Origin of the sequence: Sphingobacterium sp. UBA3549, from assembly GCF_002376635.1 — a bacterium.
Classification (GTDB): Bacteria; Bacteroidota; Bacteroidia; order Sphingobacteriales; family Sphingobacteriaceae; genus Sphingobacterium.
Genome location: NZ_DFOE01000028.1, coordinates 89,905 through 107,440, shown reverse-complemented (window position 1 = coordinate 107,440; position 17,536 = coordinate 89,905). Strand labels below are relative to the sequence as shown.

Here is a 17,536-nt window from a genome sequence, read left to right as displayed (position 1 = left end):
TAGGGTTTACAAACTTTTTATCACGCGTTCAGTTGCTTCCAAAGTCCTGTCAATATCCTCCTCAGTATGTGCAAAGGAGATACTTCCTTGTTTAATTGGCGCTGGAAAATTGAAAATTCCCTCTTTAATGAGCTTCTTACGATATTGGGTATCCAATTCAAAGTTGTGGTTATCCAAAATATCATGAAAATTCACAGGCGCATGATCCATAAAATATGTACAGAAGGCAGATCCTTGTCGTGCGACATAAAATGGTATGCCTAATTTAGGAAATATTTCCTTATATCCTTGCTCCAAACGCGCACCTAATGCTTCGACATGGGCATAAACGCCATGTTTGGAGCTACCCAATTTTTTCAATGTCGCAATTGCCGCCGCAGTAGTTAATGGAAAAGCATTAAAAGTACCGGCAATCATAACTCTTTTGGATTTGTCGGGATCCACAAAGTAATCCATATATTTTTTCTTTCCTGCAATAACACCCAATGGATAGCCGTTTGCAACCGCCTTTCCGAATGTTGAAAGATCTGGTTGAATACCGCAGATCGACTGGTATCCGCCCAGTGCGTGTCGAAATCCGGTTTTCACTTCATCAAAGATCAATAGAAATCCCTGCTCGTCGGCCATTTTACGCAAACCCTCCAAATAACCTTCCTGTGGCTTTACAATTCCAATATTCTGTAAAATCGGTTCCAATAAAATACAAGCAACATCATATTTTTGAACCACATACAGCACGCTTTCTAAATCATTATAGTTCACAATATGGACTAAATCGCTGTGGTTTTTGGGAACACCGGCACTTAATGAATCGAAAGGATATTCCCCAGGGCTTTGGTACGACCCCACATCTGCACGTTGGCTGATCACATTACACGACACATCATTATGCCAACCATTATACCCGCCCTGCATCACAATCACGTGATCACGCCCTGTTACAGCCCGGGCAATACGGATGGCATGGTAAGTTGCTTCCGATCCTGTCGTCGTGATCTGAACACTCTCCACGGAAGGAACAGACTGACAAAAAAGCTCTGCAAATTCACCTTCTAATAAGGTTGGCCCTGCTCCCATCAACACTTGCTGCTCCTGCAATGTCTGCAACACTGCAGCATTGACATCGGGATCATTATGCCCCAAAAAAGATGCTGCAAATCCGGCCTGATAATCAATGTACCTATTGCCGTCAATATCTTCGACTTGGCTGCCCTCTCCTTTTACGAAGCAGATATTAGGATCTGACTTCCTGTTTAAGGACACCACTCCACCAGGTATCCATCTTGCATTCTCCCGCAGTATAGCGGATGATTTTTCATTTTCTTGCATGCTTATTAAAAATTTTGCTATTTATTATTGTTATAATTGGATCATTACGGCTGCGTATGACGCAGCAATTTGTATTTAAATTCGCATTACTTTATGTATACCAAATTACGATATTTTTGTATACATTTAAAATAAATTTTAAAATTTTTAAAAATGAATATTCTTTTAGACGGACTTCAATTTCCGGAGGGCCCGGCTTTCGATCATAAGGGCAACATATGGCTTGTCGAGAAAGAAGCAGGAAACTTGGTTTACTATAAAAACAATCGGCATAGCAGAATAGCCGTTGGCGGCCATCCCAATGGGATTGCGATAGACAAAAAAGGAAATATCTGGTTTTGCGATTCACAACAAAATAGCATACGCTACTATGATCCCATTCACAAAAAATGCACGACCATCACTACAGAAATTAAAGGAAAACCCTTAAAGATGCCCAACGATTTATGTTTTGACCGACTTGGCAACCTATTGTTTACCTGCCCAGGAGATGACTTAGCGGATGGCACAGGATACCTCTGTTGCCTGAATACACATGGCTTGCTTGCTAAAATCCAAACCGATTTATTCTATCCAAACGGATTGGCCTTCGCAGCAGATCACTGTTCGCTCTTCGTGGCCGAAACAGGTACCAAATGGATATGGCGAATGCGCTGGAATCCTATATCATGTCAGGTAGAACATAGTGAAAAATTCCTAGAAACAGGCGGGAGCATCGGCCCAGACGGGATAGCTTTAAGTCATGATAACCATCTTTTTGCGGCAATCTATGGATCACAGCACATCCTCTCGATGGATATCAACAGCAAGACTACAAAGGAAATTTTTACTCCTGGAATGAATCCAACGAATTGTGCCTTGGATCGACAAGGCATTCAAGGACTAATTGTTACCGAAGCCCAAAATGGGCAATTATTACAGTGGGACTGTACAAAAAAGGGTCTATTGTAACCAATAGACCCGCTATAAAAACCAAAAATACTAAACTAATTCCAAAGCTTCCTGCTCACCTCGATCCAAATGATGCACCAGCGTAGTGTAAGCCTTATTCCAATCATCAGCTTTCAGCGCATCCACAATCGCACGATGCTCTTTTTCCGTATCCAAATAATCCTCCATTTGGCCCATAATAGCTCCAAGTTTCATATGAAATAAAGGGATATTACTGTTCTTGTAAATGGAAATTAATCTTGAATTACAGGTCCCCTCAATAATCCGCTCATGAAAGCGTACATCCGCTTCACACGCACCACCATAATACCCTTTGCTAACCATTTCAGAAAAATCATTGCATATCAATTCCAAATCTTCGATAAGTTGTTTATTTTTCTTTGAAAACAAAATCTTCAAGGCCCCTATTTCGAGAAGTTCTCGAAGTTCACGAATATCCTTTACATCTTCGACCGTCATTTTCTTCACAAAACAACCACCTTTTTCACCAAATTCAACCAGACTTTCTCCAGCTAAACGCATAAATGCCTCGCGAACAGCAACTCTGCTTACATTAAGCTTATCTGCCCAAGCGCTCTCCACCAATCTTGCCCCCCCAACCAGTTGACTAGACAAAATTTTCTTACGCACTTCTAAATAAACCTTATAGGCAAGCGAATCCTCTTTCATATTGTATACAATTTGGCACAAAAATAAGAATACAAAATCATTAAAAAAATTTAAACAATATATTCTTTAATTAATCCTTCCTTCTTGGGCATCATACCGCCTACCCGGAGATAAATAAATAGTTTCGGCTTTAGATTTCCAACTGGTTGTATGATTTCCCTTAAGAACATTTATATTAAAGCTACTATTTTTTAATGAACTTTTCATATTCCAGAAACCATCTTTCAACCCAACCACAACAACTTCATAAGACTGATCTCCCGGCACCACAAGCTCAATAGGCTCATCAAGATATCGGTTTGGTTTTGCAATAACAAGCAAACGATCAGCTACTTTGATGATGTAATAATTCGATTTTTCGTCGTAGTGCAATGGTAATTTTGAAGAGCCGCTTTCCGTCATCTGAAAAACCGAAGCATAACTAAACTGATTATTTTGCTGTTTAGGAGAAACCATAATCCGCGTTCCCCGTGCCTCTGGCCAAGGAGATTTCACGTGATAAAGATCACCAAAAACAAAAGCTGTCGAATCGCCTGAATACATATTAACCTCACTGTCCGCTAGCTTCGGTTTCAGCAGATCCACATAAGTTGAACCAGCTACATTTTTAAACGTACTGCTCAGCACAAATCCTTGTTCCGTCTTCACTGGCTTTTCCAGGGTATTAATCTGCCAATAGGGCTCAAATTTTCGATCGTTCGTTTCCAGCTCGTCCAATAGCACAATGATAGCCGGCACATCCTTTCTCTTTAAATTCAGAAATAAGAAACTTTTAGCATAAGCTTTTACTTTAGCCGTGTATGCTGCGGTTAGATCTACATTAAAATAGCTGTAGTTCGGCTGAATGGGATCCGGACCGAAAGCTGAAGCCCTAATTTCACCGGTATGATACCACGAATCATGGATAACTTCATCAACCGTCCTCGGAAAACGCTGACTGAAGCGCGTTCCACCATCATTGGTTTTTGTTCGGAACAAAAGGGGCTCGGCAGGATCACGCACCAGCATCATACTGTGCGAGACCGACCGTTTATTAAAGTTAAAATCATAGGGAGAGCCATACGAAAGATACAAACCCAGATCGCCGACCTGAATTCCATGGTGGTAAATCTGTAAAGCCCCAGCATCTGCATGCTGATGATTGCCGAAATGATAACCACCCCCCTTAATCTCTGCAACAACATTAGAACTTTCTTTATCTTCACTCCATCCTGTGCGGGCAACCATAGACCCTAAAATAGGTCCAAAATCTTTGGTCAACGGCATTTTATCACGTCCAAAATCTGGTTTCAATTTAGGATCGTCCAACAAGAGAAACAAGATTGGATTATCTGGCAAACTGCCCTGCTTGATAAACTCAGCCTTGATTACCGGATCACCTGAATAAGCATAACAAAGAAGCATGGTTTGGGGATTTTTCCAATAGAAGTCATCACTGCTGTTGTACTTTACGTTGAACATATCTCCGTCACGCAACATTTTACCATCCGGCGTCCGCATGTAGAGCCAATAGTACGGCATATTTTTGATATTATCATCGAAAACTGGATAGCCCAGCATGCGGTCAAACAACCAGGCACCATGCATTTCCCAGCCAAAACGATATCCGCCGTAATCAACCCCTTGATTATGACGCGGCGACTGATACTCAAACTTGCGCATCGGAACCAATTCTTCCAAAATGGAATAGGAAGTATATTTATAAGGTACGGGATCTTCGTCATACAAAGCAATACTCATTGCAAGCAAATCGCGCGATATCTGCGCCTCGTTCCCATGTCCATTAATAATACTTTCGATACCATAAAACGGTGGCCAGCCAATTTCCATATCCTGCGCCAGACGCATCATATTTTTATGTAAGCCTGTTTTGGTGCGCATATCCAACAAAGCGTAACACCAGTCATAAACCAACGCTCCGGTATAAATAGCACGCCCTAACTCACGCGTTATATCTCCATAGGATACGTTCCCAAACTCCAACATTTCTAAGTACTGATCTGCCAGTACCACCGCCTCCTTCCCTATTTTTTGGTCGTCAGACATCAGGTAATAAAATGCTTTAGCTTCGATAGCGCGCTCGAGCTTTTCGTCGTAAAACGTTTCTTTATCCGGATCGAAAGTAAACTGAACAGGCTGCAGCGCAAGCGCTTTCACTTTTTCCCACGCCTCCAGATGATCAGCCTCTTTAAGCCTACCTTTAACGAGCAGCAAAGATTCATTATTCACCCATAATCGGGGATGTCCTGCAGGCGGAACAATACGGGGTTTATAATTTTCTGCCGCAAGAGGCACAACTGGTGGTACAAATGCATGGATCGAAACAGCTTTAACCTTAAAATCGGCAGGCAACAGCATATTGACCGTTTGCTTACCTTTCTCAAAATAGAATTTACCGAGATCCTGCTTCGCACCCCTAAAACTATCAAATACGATACGCTTGGTCGGTCGCGAAGCACGAACCTCAATCGTAGCATACAGTGTCACCATACCCGTTTTATCGGCGGCTTTTATTTTATTCAAATCAGTCACTTCACCTTCCGAAGTTAAGCTATAGACACCTGCAGCCGGGATATCTACCTGTACCTGCAGATCCTGCGCCTTACCTTTTACCGAAGTGACCTTTGCCTGTTGCCCGTAGGCGCTACCGAGGATCGCCATAAAAGCGACCCCCAACATGCCTAACTTGACTTTTAGCCATATCCTCACACCCATATCCTTATTTTACTTGCAATCTTTTTACACTTATCTTCATTTCTTTGGTGGTATTATTTACGCTATTCACAAATACATAAGCGTTGTATTTACCATCGGCTGTCTGCACCCATATTCCTGCTTCAGCTTTGAGATTAATGGCAAAATCCGGGGCATCTGCAAAAGATTTATCTTCCAGATCCATATCATCAACAAATACACTATATTGCAATCTTGCCAGCTGCTGGTCGCGCACGGTCCAAGCCTTCACAATCTTCGTTTTATTGGTTAATCCTGCCGGCAAAGTGAAACTCGGAAAATAGCCGGTATCCGCCGTGGGCGCGACCAAGGAATGTGCATAGGTCACTGTCGGCAATGCCCGGTACAAATAAACAAAATCAATTTTATCCGGGTTTGCTGCCGCTTCTGCCGCAGTATACCATTTCAAGTCGGCAACAGAAAAAAAGCAAGCCGCACCATCCTTCCCCGTCAAGTCCAAAGCCATATCCATATTACGGATCGCATAAGCTTCCGTTTTCAATGTGATCTCCTGTCCATTACTGGCCTTTGCCCTGAAGGTAAAGGTAACGGCTTTGCCCTTTGCCGCTGCCGGTATTTTATAACTATAGCGCAAGGTTGAAGCTGAGGTATCTTTTGTAAACTTTACCTCCATGCTATTTCCATTTACGGTTGCCGGATCACCAACGACAACACCGACATCAGCCCCTGTACTACTTGTAGCATATGATTTATTTTCAAGCATTGTACCTTCATCCCCCACAATACTGGCCTCGACCGAAATAGAGGTCAGGTTTCCCTGATCCGGCAATATCGCCGCAGCATAAGCAAAATCTAGTGTAGAACCAGCCACATTGGGTCCTAGAGAACGTTTAATGATATCGTTTTGTAAGCCATCTTTTGCTTTTGGAACTTCATAAGCTTCTTCTTTACAAGAAACGAACAACAAGAATCCAAATCCGAGAGATAACAGCCCTATTTTTAAATAATTTGTTTTCATCTGCTTCCTTATTTTTGTACTGTCAAATAAACCTTATAAGTCTTGCGCACCTTTCTGTTTCCCGACACGACAGTCCATTCGCGCGGCGTACCCAAATTGGAAAAATCTTCCTTTCCTAAAATCTTAGGATCAAGTACCGCATCAGTGACCAATGAAAACTGTGGGTATAAATTTTTCAAATCTGTGCCAAATAGCACCTCTACGTTGATGGTCTGCGCGAGGGTATCAACTACAGCAGCCTTCGTACGTACTGTCTGAAAATCAGCCCCCAAAAGCTCAAAACTACTGACATAACATTCCGACCTATTTGTGATCAATAAACCATCCTCATCGATTGGATAATCTTCCTTACAACCGGACAAGCTAACAAATAGCATTCCGATTAAAAATAACGTATATTTCATTTTATTACAGTCAAGTGTTACCATATTATTTCCAAGGCATATTTTGTGTTAAATTCGGATTTCTTGAACGTTCTGTTTCTGGAATTTGATAGATATAACATCTTTGATACGTCAATTCAGACTCATTGAAGAAAAAGCGCTCCCAATTATTACCAAAGCTATCCTGAAACCATTTCCCATCCCCATAAGGTTTACCAAATGCCGTTTCCAGTTTACGCCATCTCCTCAGATCAAAAGGACGTTGACCTTCACCAAACAACTCAACAATTCTTTCCTGCTCAATAGCATCAAAGAAGGCGTCCCGAGAAGCAGTTTTAGCGCCAGCCAGTGCCGGCAGATTACCACGACGCCTCACCTTATTGACTAGCTCGATTGCATCTGACTGTGGACCACCCACCTCATTGGTTGCTTCTGCATACATCAGGTATACATCAGCGATACGCATTAAAGGCCAATTGTAATTTCCATCGCTACGCGCCACACCGCCATAATTGCGCACAAATTTACGCGATTGCAGTCCCGAAAGATTGGTGGTATTATCGGTGAACGAAGATTTATAAGAAACACCGTTTACGGTCACTGCTGCCCCCCAAGTCTTGTAGATAAATGGAATATAGCCGGTCAATTCTGTAGGGCTCATGCTCATAATCAATTCGTAATCCCACAACAAAGTTGCTTTCATGCGATAATCGCGATTACGGTACGATTCGGGGTTTACAGCAGAATTTACCGTCGTACGTGCGGCTGGATTTTTCACTGGATCCATCTGCACCATTTTAGGTAAGAAATCTCCGGTAACGGTCGATTGATACCGGTCGGCCAGTTCATAACGCGGAATAGCCTGATTCTGCCCCAAAGACACCAGCGGTCCAGTCCATACCCGCTGATACTCCTCACTCTGTTTTGTTCCGACACCACCATGCGTCAGCACCATGACCATCTCTTCATCCTGACTCAAGTTACCTGTTGACGGAATAAACATATAATAATAATTCGGCAGCACATCTGCTTTACCCAATTCACCCCATTGACCCGGATCACCATTTCTAAACATTTTGATCCCAAAGTCATTGATCACGCGCTTAAAATCCGCAGCAGCGGCAGCATATGCCGCCTTGGCATCCGCAGCAGACTGGACAAATCCATCCAATTCGGGCCATCCATTTTTCTTCCACGAGCCCCAGTACAATTGAAACTTACCACGAAACGCCAAGGCTGCAGGTTTTCCCGCCCTACCAATAGCAGCCCCTTTATTGGGTAATTTGTCCACCGCATAGTTCAAATCAGCCATAATGGAATCTTTCAATTGTGCAATAGGCATTCTCCGTACCGTATCAGCCTCGGCAGGAGCGGGTGCCGACTTATAAAAATAAGGCACATCACCCCAAAGGGAAACCAGCCTAAAATATGCGATGGCGCGCAGCAATCTAGCTTCCGCTACGATAGTTTCCAATGTTTGCTTTACCGCATCTGTTTTTGCAAACGGCAACAAACGCGCATTGGTATTTTCGATGACAAAATTAGAACTGAATACAGAGCCATATAATGCCCTATACATTGCAGAAGCTCCAGAACCATAGTTCATGGGACTATTGACGGTCATTGAGATTGGCGCCGCACCCGTATTGTACATCTTCAGAAAATCTCCATGTCCATCAAAATGGTAATCGCGATCAAAACAAGGTCTGAAGATGGAATAATTTGCCATTAATGCAGCAAGTGCATCATTCTCATTCACCCAGAAAGTTTCGGAACTTGGTGTTGTTGTCGGATTCTGATTTAACAAATCTTTGCGACAGGCGGATAAACCAAGCAGCAGCAAAGAAGAAATAAACAGTATGTTATATATCGATTTCATAAGTTTAAATATTATAAGTCTACATTCAGTCCAACCACAAAACTCTTCGTCATTGGATAGGCATCATTGGTATAGGTACTTTTTTCCGGATCCAGCCCTTTGAAACTGGTCAATACCGCTAAATTATCTACCGAACCAAACACACGCAACTTTTGAATACCAAGCTTCGTCAGTAATTCTTTCTTAAAAGTATAACCAAGCTGCAGATTTTTCACCCTTAAATAAGACATGTTTTGCAACCAAAATGTACTCAAATATCCATTAGGGCTTGTTGACCCCAGCGTACTTGGAAGCAACTTAGGATAGTCGGCATCGCGGTTATCTAAGCTCCACATATTATTCCACTGGTCTTCAGTAATGGCCTGATTTGCCGTGCCTAAAAAGTTCGAATTCGCTTTATTCATCCAAAATTCTTTTCTTCCAGTAGCAGCTTGAAGCAGAAAGGAGAAATCAAAGCCTTTGTAATCTACCGAACCTCTAAACCCGTAATTAACCTTGGGTCTACCCAACTGATACGCTGGATACGCCACACGATCATTCGCATCCAATTTACCATCACCATTTACATCTTTCAACAAGATATCCCCGGGAGAAGCGCCCTGAGGAACAGCATTATAAATATCTTGCCAAGATTGTGCGATACCCAGCGACTCAAAGGCATAAATAAAGTTATAAGGCATATCAATAAATACCGAACCTCTTTGCAATTGTTCGTTCCAGGAAAGCAACTTGTTTTTATTATAGCCCACATTAAAGTTCAGCATATACCCAACATCCCCTTTTCGGTCATTCCAGGTCACATTTGCCTCGAGCCCTTTATTCATCATATCGCCAATATTCCTTCGGGGAGCGGTAAATAAACCTGTCAGATGCATCGATACGTCCGAAGGGCGATTCATACCAATCGTTTTTCTTTCGTAGTAATCCAACTCAGCGGTTAGCTTATTGTTAAAGAAGCCAAGATCCAGACCCAAGTTAAACACACGCGTCTTTTCCCAGGTCAGGTCATAGTTGATCAGTTTCTTATTGATCAGACCTTTTACCACGGAACCGGTACCTGTACTGTTGTCGATCAAATAATAAGGACTGGAGACCAAAGATTGCTTTTGCTCATACAAGCCTACACCACTATTATTACCCAAAGAACCATAAGAAGCTCTGAATTTGGCCGAACTCATTTTGATTTTATCTTTGAGTGACCTCATGAATACCTCATCCGAAATTCGCCAACCCACTGCGGCAGAAGGAAAGAACCCATATTGATCGCCCGGCAAGAACCGGGAAGAACCGTCTACCCTAAAGTTCCCTTCAAACATGTATTTTCCAAAAGCCGTATAATTCAATCGGCCAATATAAGAACGGAGACCTTCTGCGGAGGATGATCCAGAAACATTTTGCACATCTTCGGAAGCACCATCGATTTCATGCAAACTCGGGTGTAAGCGATCCAACCGGCTCCCCGCCAGCACACGATTATTCCAATATTCTTCCGAATACACGGCCAGAGCAGAAAAATCATGATTGGCACCAAACTTATGGTCGTAACTCAGCTTGAAGTTCAGCTGTGTTTTGTAGTTGTTTCTGTCGGTATTATAAATACCATCATTTGTTGGAACAAGATCCCGGATAGACAATCCCGTCCGGATATTATATAATTTTGTCGGCATATCTGCCTTCCATTGAAAACGGGTATCATAATTTAGGGCATAATCTATTTTGGCCTCAAACCCTTTAAATGGTTTCCAGTTTAAATATCCATTCACCAAAGCCTGTTTTTGATTCATATGGTTTTGGTTGCGTGTCATGTAATCCGCATAAATATTGTTGGCCTGTGGACTTTCGTTGTAAGACATCGCACCTCCATAGTACCCTGTAACAGGATCGTAAGGCAATATGCCTGCAGGGGAAGTAAACAAATCCATTCCACTGGTCGAGTTTGCAGTCATACCGTCCTCGTAATTATACCGGTAGTCAGACCAGTTGCCCGAAAACCTGACTCCAGCGCCAATCGTATTCGTCACCTTGGTTTCAAAGTTAAATGCAGCATTGTAACGTTTAAAATCATTATTAATCTGTATCCCTTTCTCGTCAAGCATACCGACTGATAAATAGTAATTATTATTTTCAGTACCCCCGTTGATAGAAACGTTATAATTACCACTTTGACCATTGCGGAGAATGACATCCCACCAATCGGTACTCGGATACAATCTTGGATCGATCATACTTAAAGCCAACCACTCGTCGATCGTCCCATTTTTAAAATTGAATGCAGATGCAGCTGTATTATAAGCTTGGGCTCTTTGCGTAGCCGTCATCGCTTTTGCGTAATTATTCACAAAATCAAAAGAGCGAGTGGGTTTGACAAGCGACCTGTTAGCACTAAAAGAGATAGCCGTTTTACTGTTTCTTTTACCAGATTTTGTCGTAATCAAGACAACTCCATTAGCTGCCCTGGAACCATACACCGCTGCCGAAGAAGCATCTTTCAAAACGGTGACACTTTCAATATCATTGACGTTCACACGGTTCATATTCACGTCAGGCATACCATCCACCACGATCAGAGGTCCAGCACTATTGACAGTCCCTAAGCCCCTGATCAAAAGATCTGCCGCGTTATTTCCGGCCATTCCAGAATTTTGACTCACTGCTAAGCCAGGAATAACACCTTGCAATGCTTGAGAAGCATTTGAAAGCCCCCGACTTGAAGTCGACTGATCAAAATTGACACTAGCTACTGCTCCGGTCAAGTTGCCTTTTTTCTGCTTGCCATAACCGACCACAACCACTTCATCCAGCGCGCTTTCACTTGCTTCAAGCACTACAGCCTGTACTTCTTTTCCTGATACCACTTTTGTACTAAAACCAATTAACCGAAATTGAATCTGATCCGAAATGGCACCAGTTAACTTAAAACGCCCCTCCTGATCCGTAACGCTGACGGTCGAATTTCTAAGGTTACGCACCTCTACGCCAGACAAGGCTTGCCCTTTGGCATCCAGCACCTGCCCAACGAGCTGTTGCTGAAATTTAGCTAAACCCGTCGACGGGTTCAAAACATTCAAGATCGGAATCTTTCCATTATTAAGGGAAGAAGGCGTATTTGCAAAGGTCGCCATTGAAATAAAAGGCAGCCCTATTAATAGGCAACTCCTGTTTATTACATCCCGGATTTTAATCTGCTTTAGTATCATGAATACTCAGGTTAAAGTGGTTAAATAAATGATTTATAAGCTCTTTAGTTTATTGGTGTTTTTTAAGAAAAAGCAATTTTTAATTCGAATACGATTTATATCGCTTTTCTTACTTTATCATAGTGAATACAATAATATATATTTTTTGTATACAATTCAATATTTTTTTTATTTTTTTACAAATCGTAATGAATGTAGCAGCATGTTTAGCCTATCGAACTATAGCTTTCAATAGAGAATTCAATCCTTAGTGGCACAAAAATCTATTTGATAAAATAATTTTGTATACAATTTAACTTATTTTTTGTATATTTATTTTTATTAAACTACATTTGACTAACCAAATAAATCAAAGGAGTAACCGCAAATCCTATATGAAAAAACAAACATATATCTGGCTTGCATTGCTAATGCCCCTGCTTTCTTCCTGTGTTGCAAAAACGGAGACAGAAAGCGCGGCAATAAACAGCATCCAGCTTGAACATAGTGTACTGTCGCTATCGAAAGAAGCTACAAAGCTCCATGTCCCTTGGGACTTGCAATACGACAAAGTCAACGATGCCATCTTGTTTTCCGAAATCAGTGGAAGTATACGAAAGCTGGATATAAAGACGAAAGCAGTTACTTTAATAGACAGCCTAGCTGACGTGTATCATCAGCGCACTTTGGGACTATTAGGAATGGCACTGTATCAACCGGAAGGTCAGCAAGCCTACCTTTACCTTTCTTATACCAGCAAGAAAGATAGCTCCATTTTTTCCAATTTATATCGATACGAATACAGCCCAGAAGGCAAGCTCGCACATCCAAAATTGCTGTTGCAAATACCGGGGAATACCGGACACAACGGTTCTAGAGTGATTGTCTCAACCGACAAAAAAGTCTATTGGGCCACAGGAGATGCCGCAAGTGATACCTTCGCCCAGGACAGCAGCACTTTGAACGGCAAAATCTTGCGCCTCAATCTTGATGGAAGCATCCCAAAAGATAACCCGATTGCAAATAGTTATGTATATGCATGGGGGTTTCGGAACATGCAGGGGCTTACGCACGACGCCAAAGGCCTGATCTACACATCTGAGCATGGCGATGCTATTGAGGATGAAATCAACCTGATACGACCGCTTAAAAACTATGGCTGGCCACAGATCGAAGGCATGATTGATACCGATAAGGAAAAGGCGATTGCAAAACGCTCGCCAAGGCAGGAACCCATTAAATCCTGGACTCCCGTCGTTGCACCATCAGGACTGGCCTATTATGGATCCGGTGTTATCCCCGAATGGAAGCATAGTTTATTGCTTGCGACCTTAAAAAATCAATCTTTACGCATCCTAAAATTATCCGCCAATGGCCAGCAGATCGTCGATGAGAAGGTTTTATTCAAAGATCAGCTTGGTCGTCTCCGCTCGGTATTGACTTTACCCAATGGAGATATTTACTTCTGTTCCAGCAACCGCGACTGGAATCCCCAAAAGGGATTTCCAAAACCCGATGATGATGTGATCTATCGCCTCCGCATCACGGATAAGGCCTCGGCTCCAATTATTAAACCCACTACCCCCAAAGCAATGAACAATCCGGCCAAAACTGGACAAACACTATATGAAGCGTATTGTGCTTCCTGTCACAAAGCAGACGGAAAAGGACTCAACAATACATTTCCACCATTGGCCAATTCGCCTCTTGTCAACGGCAATCCAAAGGATTTATTGCAAGTTATCTTACATGGACTGAAAGACAAGCATATCGGTGGAGCAAAATACGAGAGTACGATGCCCTCTTTTTCCTTTCTGAAAGATGAAGACATCGTTGAAATCACCAATTATATCCGCACACATTTTGGAAATTCTGCCAGTACAATCAACCAACAGCATTTAACCTCATTACGATAAATTCTATGGAACACCAACACGAGCCCAAGCCTTCTTCTATACTTAAAAATTGGCTTTCAATTCTAGGGCCAGGCGTTATTACCGCTGCCCTGGTTTTCGGCCCCAGTAAAATGACCATCACATCCAAAATGGGCGCAGATTACGGTTTTTCCCTATTATGGGTTGTCGTTGTCGCTATTTTCTTTATGATGGTATTTACCAATATGGCTGCACGTATCGGCATTGCTCGCGACGAGTCGTTACTCGCCATCATTCGCAACAAATTTGGAAAAACAACTTCCATTATCATCGGTCTGGGAATCTTCGTCGTGTCGACATGCTTTCAATCCGGGAATGCTACAGGTGTCTCCATCGCTGTTTCAGAAGCCACGGGTAGTAATCCTAAGATATGGATCATCGTTTTTAACGTGATCGGCATTCTATTATTATTCTTTAAGTCCTTCTATGCGCTATTGGAAAAGCTCATGCTAGCGCTTATCATACTCATGTTATTTGCTTTTCTTTCCACAGCTATTATGATCAAAACGCCATCGCATGACTTTTTCTTCGGATTTTTACCGAGTATCCCGCCCGCTTCTGTAGGATTAATTATTGCTTTTACAGCGTCCTGTTTTTCCATCGTCGGTGCATTTTATCAAAGCTATCTGGTGCAATCAAGAAGAAAGTTATCGCCGACCCACGAGACTTTGAAGCGGCAAATTATAGGAAGTAGAATCGGGATTATTATCCTTGGAATCATGAGTGCAGCCGTAATGGTGTGCGCAGCCAATACTCTTCATCCCCAGGGAATTAAATTAAGCTCAGCTGCTGAAATGGGCCGTGCATTGGAACCTCTTTTGGGAACCTACGCTTCACACCTCTTTTTTATCGGTCTTTTCGGCGCTTCATTCTCCTCATTGATCGGCAATGCGGTGCTGGGCGGCTCCTTATTGGGAGATACTTTCGGCTATGGAAACGATCTTAATCACCCCAAAGTGAAATTCTTTATTTCGCTGGTCATGATTTTTGGATCTGCAATTGCACTTATTTTTGGGAACCTACCGCTTGAGCTCATTGTTTTTGCCCAAAGCATTACGATTTTCCTAGTCCCTTTTATTGGATTGATCCTATTTCTAGTCGCCAATGACAAAGAAATCATGGGTGCCCTGACAAATACACCTTTAACAAAATTATGGGCTATCCTTGGACTTATCCTACTTGTTTTTCTTGCCTTTAGTAATTTCTATAATTTAATTAAATAATCAGCCATGGATCATAACAGTTTAGCAGAATTGGAGCAGCAAATACTTGCGCCATCAGTAGACCTCATTGAAGACATCAAAAAGATAGAAGGTGACATTCTTTTTTTAGGAATTGGCGGAAAAATGGGTCCGAGCATGGCCAAATTGGCTATACGGGCTATCCAGGCAGCCGGGATTGACAAGAAGGTCATCGGGGTTTCGCGTTTTTCCACCAAACAACTTCAACAGGAGCTGGAGGATCTAGGCATAGAGACCATTGCCTGCGACCTACTTAATGAAGAGGAACTCAAAAAAATACCACAAGTTCCAAATGTCATCTACCTTGCTGGACATAAATTCGGCACCACCGGAAATGAAGATTTTACCTGGGCAATGAATACGTACCTTCCCGGAATGGTGGCTTCTCATTTTAAAGGATCCAATATCGTCGCCTTTTCTTCGGGAAACGTACTGCCATTTGTACCGATAAGCAATGCGGGTGTTTCCGAGGAAACATCCCCCCAGCCGATTGGCGAGTATGCACAATCCTGCTTAGGCCGCGAGCGCATATTTGAGTACTTTTCAAAGAAAAATAGTACACCTACCCTAATTTATCGATTAAATTATGCGGTAGATTTTCGCTATGGTGTATTGGTAGAAATCGCTAAATCAGTCAAAGGCCAGCTTCCCATAGATTTGACGACAGAAAATGTCAATGTTATCTGGCAGGGAGATGCCAATGAAATTGCTTTGCGATCGTTGCTGCACTGCCAGTCGCCAGCCAAAATATTGAATGTCACAGGGCCAGAAATCCTCTCTATCCGATGGATAGCCGAGCGTTTTGCAGAACATTTTAATACAAGGCCGATATTTATTAATGCGCCTGCTGGCACAGCATTACTAAACAACGCTTCAGAATGTCACCGTCTATTTGGCTATCCTAAGACAACGATTCGGGAAGCAATAGACATTACTGCTCAATGGCTAAGCCATGGCGGTGAACTTTGGAACAAGGACACGCATTTTCAAGAACGAAAAGGAAAATTCTAATGAATACTTTAGACCACACATTACAACAGCTACTTTGGGAAGGAACAGTCATTCCTGCACATCCCCTAGCCCTAAATGAGGATCGCACTATCGACGAGGTACATCAACGTCTCCTGACCCAATATTACATCGCCAGCGGAGCAGGCGGAATCGCTGTCGCTGTCCATTCGACCCAGTTTGAAATCCGCGATCCTGAGGTCAATCTCTTTGAAACGGTATTAAAATGGGCTAGCGAAGAAGTCGAAAAAGCACAACTTAATAGGCCATTTATCAAAATCGCGGGCATCTGTGGTACCACACAACAAGCCATTCAGGAAGCCACCATTGCCGTCAAATACGGCTATGATATTGGACTTTTGAGTATGGGTGGTTTACAGACCTGGACAGAACAGGCGATATTAGATCGTGTCAGAGCAGTTGCAGCTGTTATCCCTGTCTTTGGCTTTTACCTTCAACCTGCTGTTGGGGGCCGCATTTTCTCTTATTCCTTTTGGCGGCAGTTTGCCGAAATCGAAAACGTGGTCGCAATCAAGTGTGCCTCATTCAACCGTTACCAGACCTTGGACGTCATGCGGGCTGTAGCCAACTCAAGCCGAAGAGAGCAGATCGCCATGTATACCGGCAATGATGATAATATCGTGAACGACCTTATGACAACCTATACCTTTCCCGTAGCTGGAGAAAACATTTCCATAGGATTTAAAGGAGGGCTATTAGGCCACTGGGCCGTTTGGACAGCAAAAGCCGTGGAACTCCTACAAGAAATAAAAGCATATAAGCAACAGCCCAATAACTGCACCGCAAGTCAGCTACTGAGCAAAGGCATTGCTGTAACAGATAGCAATGCTGCCTTCTTCGATCCAGCGAATGCTTTCCATGGATGTATACCGGGATTACATGCGGTACTCTGCAGACAAGGGCTGATGAAAGGTATCTGGTGCCTAAATCCGGAAGAAAATCTATCCATCGGACAGCAGGAAGAAATTGATCGCGTATATAGCGATTACCCAGACTTAAACGATGATGAATTTGTCAAAGAATTTCTGAAATCGAGATTCTAATAGGTCAATCTTTTCAAAAGGTCTCATTGTCCCTGGCCCGTCACGACTGCCAGAGCAATGGGACTTTTCTTTTACCCCCTATTCTTATTTGACGAATCAATGACCAAGCAAGGAAAATAGTGGACAGAACGAAAGGTTTGCTTTTTATAACTTTGCGTCATGAAATTTTTGAAAATAGCATTAATCTCCA

General features: G+C 42.6%; 12 protein-coding genes. 5 read left to right on the top strand and 7 right to left on the bottom strand.

Annotated features, from left to right (window positions below):
* Positions 1-6: 6 nt before the first annotated feature.
* On the bottom strand, positions 7-1,329 hold the full coding sequence (locus tag B2W36_RS13930; RefSeq protein WP_293881064.1) for an aspartate aminotransferase family protein: 1,323 nt from the start codon (positions 1,327-1,329) through the stop codon (positions 7-9).
* 153 nt (positions 1,330-1,482) lie between these two features.
* Between B2W36_RS13930 and B2W36_RS13925 the strand changes: the two genes are divergently transcribed.
* A complete protein-coding gene (locus B2W36_RS13925; RefSeq protein ID WP_293881066.1) occupies positions 1,483-2,280 on the top strand; it encodes an SMP-30/gluconolactonase/LRE family protein in 798 nt (265 codons plus the stop codon).
* Between the two features lie 30 nt (positions 2,281-2,310).
* Here the strand turns inward: B2W36_RS13925 and B2W36_RS13920 are convergent, their stop codons facing one another.
* The 6 genes from B2W36_RS13920 to B2W36_RS13895 all read right to left on the bottom strand — a co-directional run bounded on the left by B2W36_RS13920 (position 2,311) and on the right by B2W36_RS13895 (position 12,045).
* Complete coding sequence (locus tag B2W36_RS13920) at positions 2,311-2,949, bottom strand: GntR family transcriptional regulator (RefSeq protein WP_209575775.1); 639 nt, start codon at positions 2,947-2,949, stop codon at positions 2,311-2,313.
* 66 nt (positions 2,950-3,015) lie between these two features.
* The gene (locus tag B2W36_RS13915; RefSeq protein WP_293881069.1) at positions 3,016-5,664 is read right to left on the bottom strand and encodes a hypothetical protein; all 2,649 of its coding nucleotides are present in this window, start codon (positions 5,662-5,664) and stop codon (positions 3,016-3,018) included.
* A gap of 4 nt (positions 5,665-5,668) precedes the next feature.
* Complete coding sequence (locus B2W36_RS13910) at positions 5,669-6,661, bottom strand: DUF4466 family protein (RefSeq protein ID WP_293881071.1); 993 nt, start codon at positions 6,659-6,661, stop codon at positions 5,669-5,671.
* An 8-nt stretch (positions 6,662-6,669) separates the two neighbouring features.
* Complete coding sequence (locus B2W36_RS13905) at positions 6,670-7,065, bottom strand: hypothetical protein (RefSeq protein WP_293881073.1); 396 nt, start codon at positions 7,063-7,065, stop codon at positions 6,670-6,672.
* A gap of 25 nt (positions 7,066-7,090) precedes the next feature.
* Complete coding sequence (locus tag B2W36_RS13900; RefSeq protein ID WP_293881075.1) at positions 7,091-8,923, bottom strand: RagB/SusD family nutrient uptake outer membrane protein; 1,833 nt, start codon at positions 8,921-8,923, stop codon at positions 7,091-7,093.
* Positions 8,924-8,934: 11 nt separating this feature from the next.
* The gene (locus B2W36_RS13895) at positions 8,935-12,045 is read right to left on the bottom strand and encodes a SusC/RagA family TonB-linked outer membrane protein (protein WP_293888242.1); all 3,111 of its coding nucleotides are present in this window, start codon (positions 12,043-12,045) and stop codon (positions 8,935-8,937) included.
* A gap of 449 nt (positions 12,046-12,494) precedes the next feature.
* Between B2W36_RS13895 and B2W36_RS13890 the strand changes: the two genes are divergently transcribed.
* From B2W36_RS13890 to B2W36_RS13875, 4 genes are read left to right on the top strand one after another with little or no spacing between them, the layout of a single operon-like run.
* Entirely contained in the window at positions 12,495-14,015 is a 1,521-nt protein-coding gene (locus tag B2W36_RS13890) for a PQQ-dependent sugar dehydrogenase (RefSeq protein ID WP_293881079.1), read from the top strand.
* A gap of 5 nt (positions 14,016-14,020) precedes the next feature.
* Positions 14,021-15,256 carry an Nramp family divalent metal transporter gene (locus tag B2W36_RS13885; protein ID WP_293881081.1) on the top strand — a complete coding sequence of 412 codons (1,236 nt, stop codon included), beginning with the start codon at positions 14,021-14,023 and terminating at the stop codon, positions 15,254-15,256.
* Positions 15,257-15,262: 6 nt separating this feature from the next.
* The gene (locus tag B2W36_RS13880; protein WP_293881083.1) at positions 15,263-16,285 is read left to right on the top strand and encodes an NAD-dependent epimerase/dehydratase family protein; all 1,023 of its coding nucleotides are present in this window, start codon (positions 15,263-15,265) and stop codon (positions 16,283-16,285) included.
* Positions 16,285-17,346 (top strand): dihydrodipicolinate synthase family protein, encoded by a 1,062-nt coding sequence (locus B2W36_RS13875; RefSeq protein WP_293881085.1) that lies wholly within the window; start codon positions 16,285-16,287, stop codon positions 17,344-17,346. Before B2W36_RS13880 ends, B2W36_RS13875 begins: the two co-directional genes overlap by 1 nt.
* Positions 17,347-17,536 lie beyond the last annotated feature (190 nt).